Source organism: Thioalkalivibrio sp. ALE9, from assembly GCF_000377445.1.
Classification (GTDB): Bacteria; Pseudomonadota; Gammaproteobacteria; order Ectothiorhodospirales; family Ectothiorhodospiraceae; genus Thioalkalivibrio.
In genome coordinates this window covers 15,281-33,830 of record NZ_KB898124.1, presented here as the reverse complement: position 1 = coordinate 33,830, position 18,550 = coordinate 15,281, and the positions used below count along the sequence as shown (strand labels likewise).

The 18,550-nt window shown below is 67.4% G+C and carries 16 protein-coding genes and 2 pseudogenes; 11 read left to right on the top strand and 7 right to left on the bottom strand.

Annotated elements, in window-relative coordinates; all coding sequences use genetic code 11:
- Positions 1–331: 331 nt before the first annotated feature.
- The gene (locus D106_RS0105865; RefSeq protein ID WP_018879501.1) at positions 332–1,651 is read right to left on the bottom strand and encodes a rhodanese-like domain-containing protein; all 1,320 of its coding nucleotides are present in this window, start codon (positions 1,649–1,651) and stop codon (positions 332–334) included.
- Between the two features lie 138 nt (positions 1,652–1,789).
- Between D106_RS0105865 and D106_RS0105860 the strand changes: the two genes are divergently transcribed.
- From D106_RS0105860 to D106_RS0105850, 3 genes are all read left to right on the top strand, one after another.
- Positions 1,790–2,023: a hypothetical protein gene (locus D106_RS0105860; protein WP_018866512.1), complete on the top strand. Its 234-nt coding sequence runs from the start codon at positions 1,790–1,792 to the stop codon at positions 2,021–2,023.
- Positions 2,024–2,382: 359 nt separating this feature from the next.
- Positions 2,383–3,918, top strand: a complete 1,536-nt coding sequence (locus D106_RS0105855; protein WP_018879500.1) for a GGDEF domain-containing protein — start codon at positions 2,383–2,385, stop codon at positions 3,916–3,918.
- Positions 3,915–5,216 (top strand): NRAMP family divalent metal transporter, encoded by a 1,302-nt coding sequence (locus tag D106_RS0105850; protein ID WP_018866510.1) that lies wholly within the window; start codon positions 3,915–3,917, stop codon positions 5,214–5,216. Before D106_RS0105855 ends, D106_RS0105850 begins: the two co-directional genes overlap by 4 nt.
- A 4-nt stretch (positions 5,217–5,220) precedes the next feature.
- Here D106_RS0105850 and D106_RS0105845 read toward each other — a convergent pair whose 3' ends face one another.
- The gene (locus tag D106_RS0105845; protein ID WP_018877946.1) at positions 5,221–6,129 is read right to left on the bottom strand and encodes an NAD(P)-dependent oxidoreductase; all 909 of its coding nucleotides are present in this window, start codon (positions 6,127–6,129) and stop codon (positions 5,221–5,223) included.
- A gap of 76 nt (positions 6,130–6,205) precedes the next feature.
- On the opposite strand from D106_RS0105845, the pseudogene D106_RS14240 reads away from it, so the two are divergent.
- The 7 genes and pseudogenes from D106_RS14240 to rlmKL all read left to right on the top strand — a co-directional run.
- Positions 6,206–6,736 (top strand): annotated as a pseudogene (locus D106_RS14240) (EamA family transporter); the annotation flags it as partial.
- A gap of 281 nt (positions 6,737–7,017) precedes the next feature.
- A pseudogene (locus D106_RS14235) lies at positions 7,018–7,350 on the top strand (EamA/RhaT family transporter); the annotation flags it as partial.
- 197 nt (positions 7,351–7,547) lie between these two features.
- Entirely contained in the window at positions 7,548–7,997 is a 450-nt protein-coding gene (locus D106_RS0105835) for a DsrE family protein (protein WP_018866508.1), read from the top strand.
- Positions 7,998–8,279: 282 nt separating this feature from the next.
- Positions 8,280–8,726, top strand: a complete 447-nt coding sequence (locus tag D106_RS0105830) for a DsrE family protein (RefSeq protein ID WP_026280589.1) — start codon at positions 8,280–8,282, stop codon at positions 8,724–8,726.
- Between the two features lie 132 nt (positions 8,727–8,858).
- Positions 8,859–9,764, top strand: coding sequence for an ABC transporter ATP-binding protein (locus D106_RS0105825; RefSeq protein WP_018879498.1), 906 nt, complete (start codon positions 8,859–8,861; stop codon positions 9,762–9,764).
- A complete protein-coding gene (locus D106_RS0105820) occupies positions 9,764–10,552 on the top strand; it encodes an ABC transporter permease (RefSeq protein ID WP_018879497.1) in 789 nt (262 codons plus the stop codon). The genes D106_RS0105825 and D106_RS0105820 overlap by 1 nt, the downstream gene beginning before the upstream one ends.
- A gap of 67 nt (positions 10,553–10,619) precedes the next feature.
- A complete protein-coding gene (rlmKL, locus tag D106_RS0105815; protein WP_018879496.1) occupies positions 10,620–12,842 on the top strand; it encodes a bifunctional 23S rRNA (guanine(2069)-N(7))-methyltransferase RlmK/23S rRNA (guanine(2445)-N(2))-methyltransferase RlmL in 2,223 nt (740 codons plus the stop codon).
- Positions 12,843–12,954: 112 nt separating this feature from the next.
- On the opposite strand, the gene D106_RS0105810 is transcribed toward rlmKL, so the two are convergent.
- Both D106_RS0105810 and D106_RS0105805 read right to left on the bottom strand, forming a co-directional pair.
- Positions 12,955–13,281, bottom strand: coding sequence for a hypothetical protein (locus tag D106_RS0105810; RefSeq protein WP_018879495.1), 327 nt, complete (start codon positions 13,279–13,281; stop codon positions 12,955–12,957).
- 9 nt (positions 13,282–13,290) lie between these two features.
- A complete protein-coding gene (locus D106_RS0105805; RefSeq protein ID WP_018879494.1) occupies positions 13,291–14,622 on the bottom strand; it encodes a sulfite oxidase in 1,332 nt (443 codons plus the stop codon).
- Between the two features lie 330 nt (positions 14,623–14,952).
- Between D106_RS0105805 and D106_RS0105800 the strand changes: the two genes are divergently transcribed.
- Positions 14,953–15,690: an FKBP-type peptidyl-prolyl cis-trans isomerase gene (locus D106_RS0105800; RefSeq protein WP_196799911.1), complete on the top strand. Its 738-nt coding sequence runs from the start codon at positions 14,953–14,955 to the stop codon at positions 15,688–15,690.
- Here the strand turns inward: D106_RS0105800 and scpB are convergent.
- The 3 genes from scpB to D106_RS0105785 are packed head-to-tail and all read right to left on the bottom strand — an operon-like array spanning position 15,687 to position 18,508.
- Positions 15,687–16,400 (bottom strand): SMC-Scp complex subunit ScpB, encoded by a 714-nt coding sequence (gene scpB, locus D106_RS0105795; protein WP_018879492.1) that lies wholly within the window; start codon positions 16,398–16,400, stop codon positions 15,687–15,689. The two genes, D106_RS0105800 and scpB, sit on opposite strands and share 4 nt — an antisense overlap.
- An 8-nt stretch (positions 16,401–16,408) precedes the next feature.
- Positions 16,409–17,278 (bottom strand): ScpA family protein, encoded by an 870-nt coding sequence (locus tag D106_RS0105790; protein ID WP_018879491.1) that lies wholly within the window; start codon positions 17,276–17,278, stop codon positions 16,409–16,411.
- A gap of 9 nt (positions 17,279–17,287) precedes the next feature.
- Positions 17,288–18,508 (bottom strand): tryptophan--tRNA ligase, encoded by a 1,221-nt coding sequence (locus D106_RS0105785; RefSeq protein ID WP_018879490.1) that lies wholly within the window; start codon positions 18,506–18,508, stop codon positions 17,288–17,290.
- Positions 18,509–18,550: the final 42 nt, after the last annotated feature.

Below are 18,550 nucleotides of genomic sequence, written 5' to 3'. Positions count from 1 at the left end.
AAGATATGGGAAATGCCACATGCGACCCGGCACTGCCTTCTCGCCAGGACCCATTCTCCGCACAACCGACCTTCACGTACGCGGTGTACTTCCCGCGCTGTACTTCCCAGGGAAATGCTGATCCACGTACACCCTCGCCCTTACAAGAGCCCGGGTTTCCGGCCGATTGCGGTTTTGCAAGCGCCCCATCGGCCAGGGGGCTGGCCTCCTGCAAACGCTGGCTCCAGACCAGTAGGAGCCGAGCCCTCTCGGCGATTGAGGCCTTGCCCACGCCCTGCCGGCAGGGGCTGGCTTCCCACAGGCGAGGGACCCGGACGCTCCGCATTGGGATTCAGAAGTCCTCGAACTCCATGGCGCGGAACACGCGGCCGGCGTTCTGGCGATGCAGCTCGCCGTAGGTGTCCAGGTGGCGGTAGGCGGTCTGGTCGATGTTGTAGGCATCGTTCAGCGTGCCGCCCTCGTCGAGGATGCGCTGGACCTCCTCGCGCAGGTACACGAGATAATCGTAGGTGTAGCGGCGGAGCACCTCGAAATCGTTCACCGGGTCGCCGTGGCCGGGGATGATGTACTCGGCCTCCAGGGCCTCCAGTTCGTGCCAGGTCTCGATCCAGCCGGCGGTATCGGTGTATTCGAAGATCGGCAGCATGCGCTGATGGAACGCCAGGTCCCCGGTAATAAGCGCCTTGCGCTCCGGCGCCCAGAGGGCGATATCGCCCGGCGCGTGGCCCGGCCCGAGGTAGCGGATCTGAATGGTTTCACCACCCATCTCCAGGTCCAGGCGGGTGGCGAAGATGACGTCCGGCGTGCCCAGCTCGGTCATGAACGCCTTGTCGCGGGTGCGGGTGGCGGCCGCTTCCAGGCTCGCCTGACCATTGGCCTCGATCTCGCGCCAGGCATCGTTGTGCGCGATGACCGTGGCGCCCTGCTCCTGCCAGTAGGTCATGCCGAGCATCGCGTGGCCCTGGGCATTCTCCAGCACCACGTATTTCACCGGTTGATCGGTAAGCTTCTTGATCTCCTGATGCAGCGACTTGGCCAGCAGGTAGTTGTCGCCGGCGTTCATCACCACCACGCCGTCGTCGGTGATGATGAACGACAGGTTGTTGTTGTGGCCGGAGTTCTCGTAGGTGGAGGGCTGGGTCGCGCCGATCGCGGACCAAACGCCGTCGGTCACCTCCTGCGGGCGGTCGTAGAGGAACGAGTCGCGGGCCTTGTCCAGCACATACAGCGGCAGCCCGGCGTCTTTCCACTCGAAGAAACCGCCGGGGTAGTTGTACACATTGGTGTAGCCCATCTGCTGCAGGGTCTGCGCGGCGGCCACACTGCGCAGGTTCTGGCCGCAGTAGACGACGATCGGCGTGTCCTTGTCCGGGATCTCGCCCGGCACCTCGAACTCGATCCAGCCGCGCGGGATATTCAGCGTCTCGCTGGAGCGGATCTGCCCGCCGGTGTGATCAATCTCGGTACGTGTGCGCACATCAATCACCACGTGGTCGGGCTCGCTGGCGATCAGGTCCTGCAGGCCCTCCTGGTCGATGTTGGTGATCTCCGCGTTCGCCGCCTCCAGCAGCGTGTCGCCCGTCAGCACATCGGCCTGCGCGGCACTGCTGCCCACCGCGACAAGGGCCAGCCCCAGCCAGATCGCTCGCATGGTGATTCTCCGGTTCGTATCCATCCCTTCACCATAGCCCTCCGCGGCGGCGGCAGCCAGGCCCGTTGCTTGAGCCGCCTCCGGCAGCGTCTATATTCATGTTGTAGGCACACGGCCCCGCGGCCGAAGGAGCCCGCAATGAGCACCCATATGGCGGATGTCACCATCCACATCGACGAGGACACCGACCACGCGGCCCGCGAACGCATCCAGGATGCCCTGCGCGAACTCCCGGGCGTGATGGCCGCGTCCAGCCACGATGAACGCCCGCACCTGATGGTGGTGGAGTACGACCCGCAACGCATCAACAGCCGCAAGCTGCTGGACACGGTCACAGCCTCCGGTGTGCATGCCGAACTGATCGGCCTTTAAGGAGACGCTGATTGAATCGCACGTCCGCGTTGGCGCCCCCTGTTTTCCGAGACAAGGCACGTCGTGCAGCGGGTAGTGGTTCTACCCGCAAGCGGCGCAACGCAGGATCGGGGAACAGGGGGCACCAACCCCACAAGCCAGTGAAAGCAGGGGCTCGGCCGCTTTTGCGCGCGCACAGCGTTGCGGTTCCCTTGTGCAGAATGACTGCACGGCAGTCACCGCGCCTTGTTCGCGCGCAAAAGCGACTCGAGCGCGGACGTGCGATTCAATCAGCGTCTCCTTAAGGCCCCCCTGCGGAGGGAGCCGCGCGCCGCCGCGGAGGCGGGACAATCCTGCATCGGTCTGTCACCATACGGCCGATGGGGGAATCGGCCGACATCCAGCGTGGCAGCACGCATGCCGCAAGCAGGGACGCCCGCCGCACCGCGCGACGGCCGCGCCCGGAGGGCTGGAGCGTACTGCTGGGCATCGGCCTGGTGCTGGCCATGGCCTATGTCGCCCTGCCCCATGGCCCGCTGGCCAGCGCCCTCTACGTCATCACGACCGCCGGCGCCGCGGTGGCAGTTGCCCTCGCCACCCTGCGCCCTCAACGCCCGTTCGCCGCCTCGTCCTGGGCCCTGATCGCCGCCGCGCTGGCACTGGCCGCCACGGGGCACGGCATCTGGTACTGGCTGGACCTGCAGGGCCTGGAGCCCTTCCCTTCGGCCGCGGATGTCTTCTACCTCGCCGTGTACCCGCTGTTCGCCGTGGCGTTGTGGCGCTTGGGGGCCCAGGCCGCGCGGAACGATGGCGCCTTCGTGGATGCGCTGATCGTGGGGATCTCGGCCGCGGTCCTCGGCTGGGCCCTGCTGATCGCCCCCTACACCTACGACCCCGGACTCGGCTGGCTGCAACTGCTGGTCTCCACGGGCTACCCCGTTGCCGATCTCATCCTGCTGGTGCTGGTGCTGCGCCTGGTGTTCCTGCAGCGTACGGGCATCACTGCCCACAGCTTCCTGCTGCTGGGGATGCTGGCCTATCTGGCCGCCGACCTGCTGTATGCCCACGGCAACTCTGCGGGCTGGTACCGGGCAGGCGGGCTGACCGACGCCCTCTGGCTCGTGGCCTATGCGCTGATCGCGGCGGCCGCATGGCACCCGTCCGCGAGGGTGGAACCGCGAACCCATACCTCGCCTGCCGAGCTCTCCGGGCGGCGCCTGCTGATCCTGGGGGCGGCCTCGGTGCTGGTCCCCATGGTGATCCTGGCCACCGCCGGCGGCGAGACGGAGACCATCCGCGTGGCCGCGATCGCGTCCATCCTGCTGTTCCTGCTGGTGATGTACCGCATGGCAGGCCTGCTCCGCGAAACCCACGTACTGGCGCAGCGACTGGAACACCTCTCCCGCAGCGACGCACTGACCGGGGTCGGCAACCGTCGCCACCTGGAGGAGCAACTGGACCGCGAAATCGCGCGGGCCGAGCGTAATGCCGGACCACTGACCCTGGCCTTCCTGGATATCGATCACTTCAAGCGCTACAACGACACCCACGGCCATGCCGCCGGCGACGCCCTGCTCCGCGACATGGTCCGCGCCTGGCGCCCGAGCCTGCGCCCCACGGACCTGCTGGCGCGCTTCGGCGGGGAGGAGTTCGTGATCGTGTTTCCGCATACGGATGCCCGGCAGACGCGCCATATCCTGGAGCGCCTGCGCGCGGCGATGCCCAGCGGCCAGACCTGCTCCGGCGGCATTGCCAGCTTCCGCCCCGGGGATACGGCCGATTCGCTGCTGGGCCGCGCCGACCAGGCCCTGTACGCCGCCAAGAACAGCGGACGCGACCGCATTATCATCGCCAGCACCGACGCCCTGCCCCAGTCGGACACGGCAGCAACCGATCAAGGAAACATCGATTCATGACCGCATCCACCCGCGCCACGCTGCGCGCCGCCATCGGACCCGGCCTGCTGATGGCCGGCGCGGCGGTGGGCGTCTCGCATCTGGTCCAGGCCACCCGCGGCGGCGCCGAATACGGGCTGCTGCTGATCCCGATCGTGCTCCTGGCCTGCCTGTTCAAGTACCCCTTTCTGGAATTCGGGCCACGCTACGCGGCCGCCACCGGGCACAACCTGCTGACCGGCTATCACCGGCTCGGCAACTGGGCCCTGGGCCTGTACATCGCGGTGACGCTGGGCACGCTGTTCATCATCCAGGCCGTGGTGACACTGACCACCGCGGGGCTGTTCGCCCTGGTCTTCGGGCTGGACCTGTCGATGGTCGTACTCTCCGCACTGATCCTGGCCGCCTGCATCGCCTTCCTGATGGTCGAGGCCTACAAGGGGCTCGACCTGGGCATGAAGATCATCATGGCCGCGCTGAGTGTCTCCACCGTGGTCGCGGTCGCCCTGGCGTTCCAGGAGGCCCCCGACTGGCATGCGCTCTCCGGCGCCCGGGAATGGTCGAACCTGTGGACCCTGGCCGGGCTCGCCTTCGTGCTGGCGTTGCTGGGATGGATGCCGATCCCGCTGGACGTGGCCGCCTGGCATTCGGTCTGGACCCAGGAGCGCGCACGCATGACCGGGCATCACCCCAGTGTGCGCGAGGCCGTGTTCGACTTCCGGCTGGGCTTCTTCGGTGCCACCGCGCTGGCACTCGTGTTCATGCTCCTGGGGGCCCTGCTGATGTACGGCAGCGGTGTCGGCTTCGCCCCGGGGGCGGCCGCCTTCTCGGCGCAGCTGGTGGATCTCTACGCCCAGAGCCTGGGCGAGTGGAGTCGCTCCCTGATCGCGATCGCGGCGCTGACCACGATGTTCTCCACCACCCTGGCCGTGACCGACGCCTACCCGCGAGTGATCATGGCCACCCTGCGCGCGCTGCGCGAGAACAGCCACCAGCCCCGGGGCAGCGACCCGGACACGGGCGCCGAGGGCCGGCTGGAATGGTGGGGCTATCGCATCGCCCTGCTGATCGTCGCCACCGGGGCGTTGACCCTGATCTGGCTCGCCGGCGAGCAGTTCACACGCTTCGTCGATATCGCGACCACCCTGTCATTCCTCTCGGCCCCGATCCTCGCCTGGATCACTTTCCGAGCGGTGATGTCACCAGATATGCCGGCGGATGCCCGACCCGGGCCCGGCCTGCGTGCCCTGGCCTGGGCCGGCATCATCTTCCTGGCCGGGTTTTCGCTGGCCTGGCTGGTCTGGCGCTTCGTGCTCTGACCCCTCAGGAAGCCGGTTCGCTGGCGCGCACGCAGAAGCGGGCGAGGATCGACACATCATGCCGGGCCTGCCCGGCCTCAAGCGCTGCATCCACGGCCTCGCGCACCGGCTTGAGCCCATCGGTCGCGAGCCCAAGGTCCCGGCTCAGATCGGCGATGATGCCCAGGTCCTTGTGATACAGCCCGACCTGGAACCCCGGCTCGAAGTCCCCGTCCAGCAGGCGCTGGCCATGCACCTCCAGGATGCGCGAGCTGGCAAAGCCGCCCATCAGCGCCTCGCGGACCCGGGCCGGATCCACACCCGACTGCTCCGCCAGCGCGAAGGCCTCGCCCACCGCGACCAGCGTCTCGCCCACCACCAGCTGGTTGCAGGCCTTGGCGATCTGTCCCGCCCCGCTTTCACCGACGTGCGTCAGGGTGGACCCCACGACCTCGAAGATCGGGCGCAGCGACTCGACCACCGCGGCGGGGCCGCCTACCATCAGGCTCAGGGAACCGGCGCGGGCCCCCGGCTCGCCCCCCGAGACCGGGGCATCCACGAAGGTCACTTCGCGTTCGGCGGCCGCGCGGGCGATGGCGCGCGTCCGCATCGGGTCGATGGTGCTGTGGTCGATCACGATCAGGCCGGGGCGGGCGTGCTCCAGGATGCCGTCCGGGCCCAGCATCAGCGCCTCGACATCCGGCGTATCGGACACATTCAGCACCAGAACCCGCACGCCGCGAACTAGCTCCGGGAGGCTCGCGCACGACTGCGCCCCCTCCTGCGCGAGTGCCTCCGCCGTCTCCGGCCGGCGTGCCCAGACACGAACTTCGGCCCCGGCGGCCAGGAGGTTGCGGTTCATGGGCGCGCCCATGATGCCGAGGCCAATGGCCCCGATCGGCTGCAGTTCGGGCGGGATGGGGGATGCGGACATAGGGCACTCCGAAAACGGTACCCACGCACTGTAACAACCCCGCTGGAAAAGCGGCACATGGAGGGTGACCCGAATCATGCGACGTGAACACCTGCACGGCTCGCTGCTCGCCTTCACCGGTGTGATGGCGCTCAGCTTCGACGGGCTGCTGGTGCGCCTGGCCGACACTCAGGGCATGAACATCGTCTTCTGGCGCGGGCTGCTGATGGCGCTTGCCCTGACCCTGTTGCTGCGTGTCCTCGACGGGCGCTGGGCCTGGACCCACCTGCGCCTGGGCGGCGCGGATGCCGGCTGGGTCTCGGCGGGCTTTGCCGCCACCACCATCCTCTTCGTGCTGGCCATCCTGCACACCACGGTGGCCAACGTGGTCGTGATCCTGGCCGCCTCGCCGCTCTTCGCCGCCGTGTTTTCCGGGGTACTGCTGCGCGAGTGGGTGCCCCCGCGGACGTGGGTCGCGATGCTGGTCTGCCTCGGCGGGATCATCGGCGTATTTGCCGGGTCGCTGGAGGCCGGGGGCTGGCTGGGGGACGGGCTTGCGCTGCTGGCCGCGCTCGTGGTCGGCATTAACCTGACGTTGCTGCGGCGGTCGCCGCGGGTGGATCGCCTAGGGAAACACTGATCAATGTGCACGCTCGCGCTCGAGTCGCTTTTGCGTGCGAACAAGGCGCGGTGACTGCCGTGCAGTCATTCTGCACAAGGGAGCCGCAACGCTGTGCGCGCACAAAAGCGGCCGAGCCCCTGCATTGAATGATTTGTGGGGTTGGCACCCCAGGTTCCCGGATCCTGCGTTGCGCCACTTGCGGGTAGAACCACTACCCGCTGCGCACCGCGCCTTGTCTCGGAAAACCTGGGGTGCCAACGCGAGCGTGAACATTGATCAGTGTTTCCCTAGCCGTGATCGCGGCGGGCGGGTTGCTGGCGGCCGTCATCGCGTGGCCGCTGGCGGCACCCCTCGCGATCGGCCTCGACAGCTTCGCGGTACTCGCCGTGATGGGGCTGGTCCAGCTCCCTCTGGCACTCGCGCTGATCGCCCTGTCGACCCGTTTCCTGCCGGCCGGCGAGGTCGCGCTGTTCCTGGTCCTGGAGGCGGTGTTCGGAACGCTCTGGGTCTGGCTGTTCCTGGCCGAGGCCCCGGGCCGCTTCACGCTGCTGGCCGGTGGCCTGGTACTCCTGACCCTGGCCCTGCACGCCGCCCGGGGCATGCGAAACAACATCCCCTAATGTTCTACTTTTCTACATATGATCAGGCAGTTATCTAGATTCTGATCGGAATAATCGCGGATAGTTCCCGTCCTACCTGTAACCGGAAACGAAAGGCATGGAAGCCCGCCACCGGATCCGGTCAGCTGCTTGCAGCGCGACATACGCCCCGGGCGTATCGACAACGAACACACGGGAACACAAGCAGGAGCCCGATCATGAAAAAACGCTACATCCTTCCGCTGGCCCTGGCCGCTGCCGCATTCGTCCTGCCGGGCACCGCCCTGGCCAACGACAACGGCTACTCCGAACAGAAAGTGGTCTACCACGTAAACCACGACAACGAACAGCGTCAGATCGGCGCGATGCGCAACATCCAGAACCACATCAACGCCGTTGGCGCCGACCGCATGAGCATCAAGGTAGTGATGCATGGAAACGGGCTCAGCCTGCTGCAGCACGCCAAGTCGAACGAAGACCTGAAGGCCTTCGTCGACCAGCTGAAGATGCAGGACGTGGACTTCCAGGTGTGCAACAACACCGTGGTCGGCCGGAACATCGATATCGCCAATGATCTCTACGACGCCTCCGCGGACGACATCATCCCGAGCGGCGTGGCCCACCTGTCGCATCTGCAGCAGCAGGGCTACACCTACGTGCGCCCGTAGGCGTTTCAGGCAAGTTCCCCCCGCGGCGGCCGCCATCTCCCGGTCGTCGCTTCGGGCCCGGGCCTTCCCGGGCCCTTTTCTTTGCTCCCATCCGAACCGAAGAACACCCCTTCAAGCCCGCCCGGACGGGAATAGGCGCATGCCCGGTGCGTCTTATAAACAGCCGCCGACCGCCTTCCCAGTGAAGCCCCCGGTCGCGGCGCGCCAACCCCGGCGCAAGGCCCCGTGGCGTACCCAAGACCCGCCCGGGTTCGTGATTGTTTCAGGAGAGGAACCTGTGCAATGAACGCAATGAAACTGATCCTTCCCGCCCTGCTCGCGATGGTGCTGAGCCTCCCCGGCCTGGCCGCCGCGGGCGACTTCGACTATGGCTATCACAAGGTCGTCTACCACGTGAACTACGATGACGAACGGCGCTACATGGCGGCGATGGGCAACATCCAGAACCACATCAACGCGGTCGGCGCCGAGAACATGGACATCAAGGTCGTCATGCATGGCGATGGCCTCGGCCTGCTCCAGACCGCGATGACCAACGAGAACCTGCGCGGGCGCATCGAGAACCTGAAGATGCAGGACGTGGAGTTCCAGGTCTGCGCCAACACCCTGCGCGGGCGCAATATCGCCCTGGAGGAGCTGTTCGATGCCTCCGAGGACGATGTGATCCCCAGCGGCGTGGCCCATATTTCCTGGCTGCAGCACCAGGGTTACACCTACAGCCGTCCGTAACGCCGGCAGCGGTATCAGAACGACCGGCCCGGATCGAACGATCCGGGCCTTTTTCATGGCGCGGCACCGGGACATTGGGGGCAGGCCCCCGAACCGGTATGGTATGCGCACCCCTTCGCCGCGAGTCCCGCCGTGTCCGCGATCCGTATCGACCAGCTCCGCAAGACCTACGACGGCATCCACGTGGTCGACGGCGTGGACCTCGAGATCGCTCCGGGCGAATTCTTCGGGCTGCTGGGTCCCAACGGGGCCGGCAAGACCACCACCCTGCGCATGCTGCTCGGCATGACCCCGATCGACGGTGGCCGGGTCAAGGTCCTGGGCCTGCCAATGCCCGAGGGCGAACGCGCCGTGCGCGAACGGCTGGGCATCGTCCCGCAGTTCGACACTCTCGACCCCGACTTCACGGTGATCGAGAACATGCGCACCTATGCGGCCTACTTCGGGCTGTCCGGGCCGAGCATCGAGGCACGCATCGACCGGCTGCTGGAACAGGTCAACCTGAACGACAAGCGCGGCGCCCGCATCGATGCCCTGTCCGGCGGCATGAAGCGACGCCTGACCCTGGCACGCGCCCTGATCAACGAGCCCGAGGTCGTGGTACTGGACGAACCCACCACCGGGCTGGACCCGCAGGCCCGCCATCACCTGTGGCGCCAGCTGCGGGCGCTGCGCGCCTCCGGGGTCACGTTGGTGCTGACCACGCACTACATGGAGGAGGCCCAGGAGCTGTGCGATCGCATCGCGATCATCGACCACGGCCGCATCATCGCCTGTGACGCCCCCAGCCGTCTGATCGCCGAGCACATCGAGCCCTGGGTGCTGACCGTGGGCGGGGCCGGGGCCGGCGATGTGCTGCAGCGCGAGCTGGGGGCGAAGGACCGTGCCCATCAGGTGGCCGATACCTGGCTGGTCTACACGACCGAGCCGGACCGCCTGCGCGAACGCCTGCGCGCGCTCGGCCACGAGCCCACCCTGCGCGAGGCCGACCTGGAAGACGTCTTTCTGAAACTCACCGGACACGAGCTGCGCGACTGATGGCCCATCCCGCGATGCCCCTGCTGCCCCGTCCCAGCCTGCGCTTCGTCGCCGTCTGGCGGCGCAATGCGCTGGTCTGGCGCAAGCTGATCGTGCCGTCGATGCTCGGCAACTTCGGCGAGCCGATCCTGTACCTGCTGGCGTTTGGCTACGGTTTCGGCCGCCTGGTCGGCGACCTCGACGGCATGAGTTACATGGTGTTCATCGCCTCCGGCATCATCTGCTCCTCCGCGATGTTCACCGCCAGCTTCGAGGGCATGTACTCCGCCTACACCCGCATGGCGGAGCAGAACACCTGGCTGGGCATGCTCGCCACGCCGCTCACGCTCGACGACATCGTCTTCGCCGAGGCCGTCTGGGCGGCGACCAAGGGCCTGGTCAGCGCCATCACCATCCTGGTCGTCGCCAGCCTGCTGGGGCTGGTCAGCGATGCCCGCGCGCTGCTGGCGCTGCCGGTGATCTTCCTCGCTGCGTTCACCTTCGGCGCGCTGGCACTGGTGATCACCGCGCTGGCGCGCAGCTACGACTTCTTCCTCTACTACTTCACTCTGGCGGTCACCCCCATGCTCCTGCTCTCCGGTGTGTTCTTCCCGCTCACCGAGCTGCCCGGCTGGGTGCAGGGCCTGGCGCTGGCCCTGCCGCTGGCGCATGTGCTCGAGATCGTCCGCCCGCTGATGACCGGCGCCTGGCCGGACGCCTGGCTGCCGCATCTGACGGTGATCGCCGCCTACGGCGGCGGCGCCATCGTCCTCGCGACCTTCCTGATCCGCCGCCGCCTGCTGCGCTGAGGGGCCGAACGCGCCGCCGGGTGTGCCAGAATAAGCGGCCTTCCCGCCCTGCCTGTTCGAGCCCGCAATGACCGACACCCCTGCCGACGACACGATCCTGCCCTACGACCCGGCGGCCACAACCCGCACGTATCTCGCGACCGCCGCCGGCGGGCTGGCCCCGCTGGTCACGCGCGAGCTGGAGGGCTTCGGCGCGACGGACCTGCGCGAGGACCGCGCCGGCATCCACTTCCGGGCGGACCTTGCCACGCTGTACCGCTGCCTGCTCGGCAGCCGGGTGGCCAGCCGCATCCTGCTGCCCCTGGCCCGTTTCGACGAACCCGACGGCGATGCCTGCCACGCCGCCAGCCGGGCCCTGGACTGGCCCGCCGTGTTCGGCCTCGGCGCCACCTTCGCGGTGGACGTGACGGGCAAGAGCTCGCACATCCGGCATACCCATTTCGCCGGGGTGCGGGTGAAGGACGGCATCGCCGACGCCTTCCGCGCCGCCACCGGCGAACGCCCCGACGTGGACGCCGCCGACCCGGACGTACGCGTGCTGCTGCAACTGCAGGGTCGGCAGGCTCAGCTGAGCCTGGACATCGGTAACGGGGGCCTGCACCGGCGCGGCTATCGCGGCGCGGGCGGCCAGGCCCCGCTGCGCGAGAACCTGGCCGCCGCGCTGCTGATTCGCGCCGGCTGGCCGGAGCACCTGGAGGCCCATCCGGACGCGCCGTTCCTCGACCCGTTCTGCGGCAGCGGGACGCTGGTGATCGAAGCGGCGCTGATGGCGACCCGTACCGCACCGGGGCTGCTGCGCGCGGGATTCCGGGCCCGGGGCTGGTCCGGCCATGATGCGGAGCTCTGGGACCGCTGCCTGGCCGAGGCCCGCGATACCGTGCGCCCCTGGCAGGGCCCGCCCCTGCTGGGCAGCGACCGCGACCGGGGCGCTGTGGCCGCCGCCCGCAAGGCGGCCCGGGCCGCAGGTGTGGACGACTGCACGCGCTTCGATCAGGCCGATGCCCTGACCCTGGAGCCCCCGGCCGATCACGGCGTGCTGGTCAGCAACCCGCCTTACGGCGAACGCATCGGCAACACACCGGAGCTGATCAAGCTCTACAGCCTGCTGGGCGAGCGCCTGCGCAGCGCGTTTGGCGGCTGGCATGTCGCCCTGCTGGTCGCGGACACCACCGACTCGCAGCGCCTGGGTCTGCGCGCCAGCCACAAGCACCGCTTCTACAACGGCACCCTCGCCTGCCACCTGCTCCAGTTCGAGATCCATCGGCGCGAGGAACCGCCGGCTGACCCGGCGCCGGACTTCGCCAACCGGCTGCAGAAGAACCTGCGTCACCTGACCCGCTGGGCGCGGCGCCAGGGCATCACCTGCTACCGCATCTACGATTCCGACCTGGCCGAATATCCCCTGCAGATTGACCGCTACGAGGCGGAAGACGGGACATTGCATCTGCATGTGCAGGAGTTCGCCGCCCCCGCCAGCGTCGAGCCCGCCCGAGCCGAGGCCCGCCTGCGCGGCGCACTGGCCGCCACCCTGGAGGTCACCGGCGTCGAACCCGCGCACCTGCACTACAAGCAGCGCCGGGCACAGAAGGGGCGTTCACAGTACCAGCGCGCCGAAACCGCCGAAGCTGCGCCGTTCACGGTCATGGAACACGGCTGCCGCCTGCGGGTGGACCTGGATGCCTATCTGGATTCCGGGCTGTTCCTCGACCACCGCCCGATGCGGCGCCGGCTGCAAGAGGAATGCCGCGGCCTGCGCCTGCTGAACCTGTTCTGCTACACCGCCGCGGTCAGCGTGCACGCGGCGATCGGCGGGGCACGCCAGACCGTGTCCGTGGACCTGTCCAACACCTACCTGGAATGGGCCGAGGCGAACTTCCGCGCCAACGGCCTGGAGGCCGAGATCCGCGATGGCCGCAGCCGCCGCCAACCTGGCACCCACGCCCTGCTGCGCGAGGACGTGGTCCGCTGGCTGGAGGGGACCGCGGACACCCCGGGCATGGTCTTCGAGCGGATCTTCCTCGACCCGCCGACTTTCTCCAATTCCAAGCGCACCGAGGATGACTTCGAGGTCCAGCGCGATCATGTGCCGCTGATCCTTGCGGCGGCGCGCCTGCTCACCCCGGATGGCGTGCTGTACTTCTCCACCAACCGCCGCCGCTTCGAGCTGGACCACGCGGCGCTGACCGGGCTCCAGGCCCGCGACATCACCCGCGAGACCCTGGACGAGGATTTCCGCCGTCCGCCGCCTCCCCATCGCTGCTGGGCAATCACACCCGCCAACGCCGAATAGCCGGATCGCCGAGGCGCTTACGCCGACCCGCGCGACGCCCTGCCAACATGCAGTGAGCCCCCAAAAAAACGCCCCGGACCAGCCGGGGCGTTTCGTCATCACCGTGTCAGGATCAACGCGGTGGGTAGTAGGTTTCCAGGTAGTCCAGGATCTCTTCCTCCACTTCGGGAGAAAACTCCCAGAGCCCTTGGGTGTCCTGCATCCAGCGGATCTGTTCCAGCCAGATCTTGCGGGTGTACCCGCGGCTCGTGAACAACCGGGCCGAGTGGCAGACCGTGCAATTATTCTTGACGGTATCGAATCCCGGGGCCTTGAGCAGGCCGGTTTCCGGATCGGTCTCGTACTCCTCGGCGGCCTCGACGTGGTCGCCCGCGATCGCGGGCGCCACCCAGAGGAGGCCGAGGATGGCCGGCAACAACAGGACCATCTTCGACTTCATTCGTGCTCCTTACGCTTTGACTCGGACATCGATGTGGTGGGCCTTGTTGTTGCCGTAACCGCGCGGGTTCCAGCCCGGCAGCACCATCGGCTGACGGTCGCCCTTGCTGTTGGTGGCCACGGCCCACACCTGATAGAAACCCTGCTCGGGGAACTCGATGTCTGCCTCCCAGGTTTGCCAGGCAAACTTGTTGACCGGCCGCTTCAAGTCGGCCTTCTGCCAGGTCACCCCGTAGTCGGTCGACACGTGGAGCTCCTCGACATCGCCGTAGCCATCCCACGCCTTGCCCGCGACCTTCAGCGTGCTGCCAGCCGTGGTCTCGACGCCGGTCTGCGGATACGTGATCAGCGACTTCACCGGCATTTCCTCGAGGACGACCATGTCCTCGTTCGGCACGTCGGCGCCCGGTTCCACCGGATGACGCGGCATGCGGTAGCTGTGGCCGGTCATACCCTGACCGTCATGCTCGCGGTCGCGCACCAGGATCTCGGTCAGCCACTTGCCGCTGGCGGAACCCGGGAAGCCGGGCGTAATCAGGCGCAGCGGGTAGCCGTGCTGTTCCGGGATGTCCTCGCCATTCATCGCCCAGGCAATGATGGTCTCGTCCTCCAGGGCCTTGCGCATCGGGCAGCCACGGGAGAGCGCGTCCAGGTCGTCGCGACCGCTGAGGTGGGCATCGCCCGCCTTGTAGCCAATGTACACGGCCTTGTCCGCGTCGTAGCCGACGTCTTCCAGCACGTCGCGCAGGCGCACACCGGTCCAGGTCGGGCAGCCGACCGCGCCCAGATCCCACTGGTTGCCACGCGGGGACGGCTCGAATGCGGCACGGCCGTTGCCGCCACACTCGATCCAGATCTGCAGGGTATGGTGCTCGAACTTCTCCTTGAGATCGGCGATCGTATAGGACTTCTCCTGATTTGCCGCCTCACCGTGCACGGTGAGGGTCCAGGCCGCGGCATCGATGCCGGCCTTTTCCGGCGGGACGCCGTTGTTACGGATGAACATGTTGGGGAACGGGGTGACCTCGTCGTGCAGCAGGTGCGGCGGCAGCTCGCCGTTGATCGGGCGATCATTCAGCCAGATGAACCCGTCCACCTTGCCTTCCACGTGGAAGCCCTCGATGCCGGCGGCGACGGCGCTCGACAGGGTGCTGCGGTTGAACATGGTCTGCATGGCGGTCTCCGCCCCCATGCCGAACACGGCCAGGGCGGCGCCGCCCTTGCCCAGTTTGCCCAGGAAGCTACGACGGGCCGCGCCCGTCTCGGTCAGCTCCCCGGTTTCCTTGATCGCTTCTTCGGATTTGTTTTCCAGCTCGGTATGATCGTTCTTGTGGTCTGTCATTTGCCAGCCTCCGGCTTGTACTTCGGATCGAAATCGCATGTGCTGCCCCTCTCTCCCTGAGACAGCCGAGTGAATTTTTAGTACATGTTCTAAAAACCTGCAATAAAATATCGGGATTTTTTACGGATTCCAGAATGCCTCCTCTAACACCTGTATTCGGTGCCCGGAATACGGTATAGAATGCCGACCACAAAGAAACCGCAAGTCACTGACAATAAATACTTATCACAAATTTTTAATATTAGCGGAATCTACATAATGAAGAACCGAATTCATCAGTTCGTATATGCCCCTATTGTTATGTTTTCGGCTGCGCTGGTTGCGGCCCTGATGGTCACGGGAACCGCCAGTGCGGAATACGAGCCTTCCATCGAAATCCACGAGGTGGAACGCGGGGAGGGTCCAGAGATCGTTCGCCACGACACGGCGATCCTGCATTACACCGGCACCCTCGAAGACGACGGCAGCGTGTTCGACTCCAGTCGCGAGACCGATAGACCGTTCGCGCTGACCCTCGGCCGGGGCCAGGTCATCCCCGGCTTCGAACAGGGGGTGATGGGCATGCGCGAGGGTGGCAAGCGCGAGATCGTGATCCCGCCGGAGCTTGGCTACGGCGAACGCGGCGCGGGCAACATCATCCCGTCCAACGCCACGCTGCGCTTCGAGGTCGAGGTGCTGGAGGTCGAGCGGGCGCCCTTCAGTGGCCTGGACAACGAGGGACTGGCGGAGAAGATCGAGGAAGGCGCGACAATCGTCGACATCCGCCGGCCGGACGAGTGGGCGGAGACCGGCGTGATCGAGGGCAGCCATCGCATTACCGCTTTCGACGAGAACGGCGACCTGCATCCGGAGTTCGGGCAACGCTTCACCGACCTGGTGGACCCAGACGAAGAGGTCGTGCTGATCTGCCGCGTGGGCAACCGGACCAGCGCCCTCGCCCGCGCGCTAGCGGACGGTCTCGGCTACGACAACCTCTACAACGTGACCGACGGCATCATGGAGTGGTTGGCCGAGAACCGTCTGGTGCAGCACGACTGCCCCGAGGCGGCCGAAACGGCCCAGTGCTAACTATGGGCTGAGCCGGACCGGGAGTCCGGTTCCGGCTCGGCGTCTGCGACGTCGAAATCCAGCCGCTGGTTCGTGCCCGGGCCAGCGTCTTCTTCCGCTTCTGGCGGTGCCAGGCTCAGCCCCGCGTCCGACGCCACGTCGGCCAGATCGCGGATCTGGTCCAGCGGCGGCAGCTCCTCCAGGCGCTTGAGCCCCAGGTCGTCCAGAAAGCCGCGCGTGGTCGCATACAGCGCCGGGCGTCCGGGGACCTCCTTGTGACCCACCACGCGCACCCATTCGCGCTCCTGCAGCGTGCGCATGATGCCCGAGCTGACCGCCACCCCGCGCACGGCCTCGATCTCCGCGCGCGTGACCGGCTGGCGGTAGGCGATGATCGCCAGCGTCTCCAGCAGTGCCCGCGACAGGCGCGCCGGGCGTTCGGGCTGAGCCGCCTGTACGGTGGCGGAGAAACGCGAGCGCACGCGGAAGCGATAGCCCCCGGCGGACCGAACCAGTTCAATGGCGCGGTCCCGGTAGCGCTCCTCAAGACGGCCCAGCGCCTGTTCGAGTAACGCCTGATCGATCTCGCCGAGGTCCTCGCAGGCCGCCTTCAGGTCGCGGGGGGCGACGGGCTCGGCGGCCGCGAACAGCACCGCCTCCACCGCCAGTTCGACGGCCCGCAGCTGATCGTCATCTGCGGCCGCCACGGGTGCGTGGATCGTTGAATCCATCGTGTCGCTCACGCCGGCACTCCCCCCTCATCGTCTACGGCCGCCCCGCGCCGGCGCAGCCGGATGGGGCTGTAGGGCTCGCTCTGGCCCCATTCGACCAGGCCCGCCTTGGTCAGCTCCAGCACCGCCAGAAACGATACCACCACGCCCTGGCGCCCCTCGGCAGCCAGCAGCAGGGCCACGAAATCGGTGAAGCGCTCGGGGTGCAGGCTGTCGAGGATGCTGGACATACGCTCGCGCACCGACAACTGTTCGGTGGAGACATGGTGGTGCGCCATCAGACTGGCGCGGTGCATCACCGCGGCCAGGGCCTCCATCAGCTCGTCCATGCTCGGGGCCGGGGGCGGCGGGCCCTCCAGTGCCTCGACGCTGGCGCCCGCGGCGAACACGTCACGGTCCATGCGCGGCAGGGCATCCAGGCGCTCGGCCGCGGTCTTGAACTGTTCGTACTCCTGCAACTGACGGATCAGGGCCATGCGCGGGTCGGCGTCCTCGTCCGCCTCGGCCTCCGTCGGCCGCGGCAGCAGCATGCGCGACTTGATCTCGGCCAGCAGCGCGGCCATCACCAGGTATTCGCCGGCCAGCTCCAGACGCAGCGCCCGCATCACCTCGATGTAGGCCATGTACTGGCGGGTGATCTCGGCGATGGGGATCGCCAGGATGTCGAGGTTCTGCCGCCGGATCAGATACAGCAGCAGATCCAGCGGCCCCTCGAAGGAGTCAAGAAAGACCTCCAGGGCATCGGGCGGGATGTAGAGATCGGCCGGCAGCTCGGCCACCGGCTCGCCATGCACGCGATAAAGCACCTCGCCGTCCGCGCCGGTCTCGACCGTCGCGGGGCGCTCGAGGCCGTCGTTCGCGTCAGCGTGCGGATCCATGCCCCGGGCTCATCGCAGGTAGTCCAGCCCCATGGCCCGGCGCACCTCTTCCAGGGTCTCGCGCGCCTCCTCGCGGGCCGCCTCGGAGCCCTCGACGATGATGGACCGGACCAGCGCGGGGTCCTCGGCGTATTCCTTCGCGCGCTGCTGGATCGGCTCCAGCTCCGCCTGCACCGCCTCGATCAGGGGCCGCTTGCAGTCCAGACAGCCGATGCCGGCCGTGGTGCATCCGGCGTAGAGTTCCTCGCGCTGGCTTTCGCTGGTGTAGACCTTATGCAGGTCCCACACCGGGCACTTGGCCGGATCGCCGGGGTCCGTGCGCCGCACCCGCGCAGGGTCGGTGGGCATGGTGCGAATCAGGCTCTCCACCTCGGCCGGCTCGGTGCGCAGGCTGATGGTATTGCCGTAGCTCTTGGACATCTTGCGCCCGTCCAGCCCCGGCATCTTCGAGGCCGGAGTCAGGCGCGCCTGCGGCTCCGGCAGGATGATCTTGCCGCCCCCCTCGAGGTAGCCGAACAGGCGCTCGCGGTCGCCCAGCGAGATGTTCTGCTGCGACTCGAGCATCGCCCGCGCCACCTCCAGGGCCTCGTCCTCGCCCTGCTCCTGGTAGCGCTTGCGCAGGTCGCGGTAACGCTTGGCGGCCTTCTTGCCCATCTTATCGGCAGCGGCCTCCGCCTTCTCGGCGAAGCCCGGCTCGCGGCCGTAGAGGTGGTTGAAGCGCCGCGCGATCTCGCGCGTGACCTCCAGGTGCGACACCTGGTCCTCGCCCACCGGGACCATGCCGGCGCGGTAGGCCAGCACGTCCGCGCTTTGCAGCACCGGGTAGCCGAGGAAGCCGTAGGTCGCCAGATCCTTCTCGCGCAGCTGCTCCTGCTGGTCTTTCCAGGTCGGTACCCGCTCCAGCCAGCCCAGCGGCGTGATCATCGACAGCAGCAGATGCAGCTCGGCATGCTCGGGCACGCGCGACTGCACGAACAGTGTCGCGGACCCGGGGCTGACCCCTGCCGCCAGCCAGTCGATGACCATCTCGGTCACATGCTGCTGCAGGTCACCGGGGTCCTCGTAGTGGGTGGTCAGCGCATGCCAGTCGGCGACGAAGAAGAAGCACTCGTAGTTGTGCTGCAACTCGATCCAGTTCTTCAGCACACCGTGATAATGGCCCAGATGCAGGCGCCCGGTGGGGCGCATGCCGGAGAGCACACGCTGGTTGCTACCCTGATTGCTGCTCACGGAATCAATCCCTTCCTGTCAGGAAACGGGCGCATCCACGCC

Excerpts from the sequence above, each read along its gene's own strand:
- D106_RS0105865 (WP_018879501.1), bottom strand. The coding sequence starts at position 1,651 with ATGCGAGCGATCTGGCTGGGGCTGGCCCTTGTCGCGGTGGGCAGCAGT.
- D106_RS0105860 (WP_018866512.1), top strand. The coding sequence starts at position 1,790 with ATGAGCACCCATATGGCGGATGTCACCATCCACATCGACGAGGACACC.
- D106_RS0105855 (WP_018879500.1), top strand. The coding sequence starts at position 2,383 with ATGGGGGAATCGGCCGACATCCAGCGTGGCAGCACGCATGCCGCAAGC.
- D106_RS0105850 (WP_018866510.1), top strand. The coding sequence starts at position 3,915 with ATGACCGCATCCACCCGCGCCACGCTGCGCGCCGCCATCGGACCCGGC.
- D106_RS0105845 (WP_018877946.1), bottom strand. The coding sequence starts at position 6,129 with ATGTCCGCATCCCCCATCCCGCCCGAACTGCAGCCGATCGGGGCCATT.
- D106_RS0105835 (WP_018866508.1), top strand. The coding sequence starts at position 7,548 with ATGAAAAAACGCTACATCCTTCCGCTGGCCCTGGCCGCTGCCGCATTC.
- D106_RS0105830 (WP_026280589.1), top strand. The coding sequence starts at position 8,280 with ATGAACGCAATGAAACTGATCCTTCCCGCCCTGCTCGCGATGGTGCTG.
- D106_RS0105820 (WP_018879497.1), top strand. The coding sequence starts at position 9,764 with ATGGCCCATCCCGCGATGCCCCTGCTGCCCCGTCCCAGCCTGCGCTTC.
- rlmKL (WP_018879496.1), top strand. The coding sequence starts at position 10,620 with ATGACCGACACCCCTGCCGACGACACGATCCTGCCCTACGACCCGGCG.
- D106_RS0105810 (WP_018879495.1), bottom strand. The coding sequence starts at position 13,281 with ATGAAGTCGAAGATGGTCCTGTTGTTGCCGGCCATCCTCGGCCTCCTC.
- D106_RS0105805 (WP_018879494.1), bottom strand. The coding sequence starts at position 14,622 with ATGACAGACCACAAGAACGATCATACCGAGCTGGAAAACAAATCCGAA.
- D106_RS0105800 (WP_196799911.1), top strand. The coding sequence starts at position 14,953 with ATGGTCACGGGAACCGCCAGTGCGGAATACGAGCCTTCCATCGAAATC.
- scpB (WP_018879492.1), bottom strand. The coding sequence starts at position 16,400 with ATGGATTCAACGATCCACGCACCCGTGGCGGCCGCAGATGACGATCAG.
- D106_RS0105790 (WP_018879491.1), bottom strand. The coding sequence starts at position 17,278 with ATGGATCCGCACGCTGACGCGAACGACGGCCTCGAGCGCCCCGCGACG.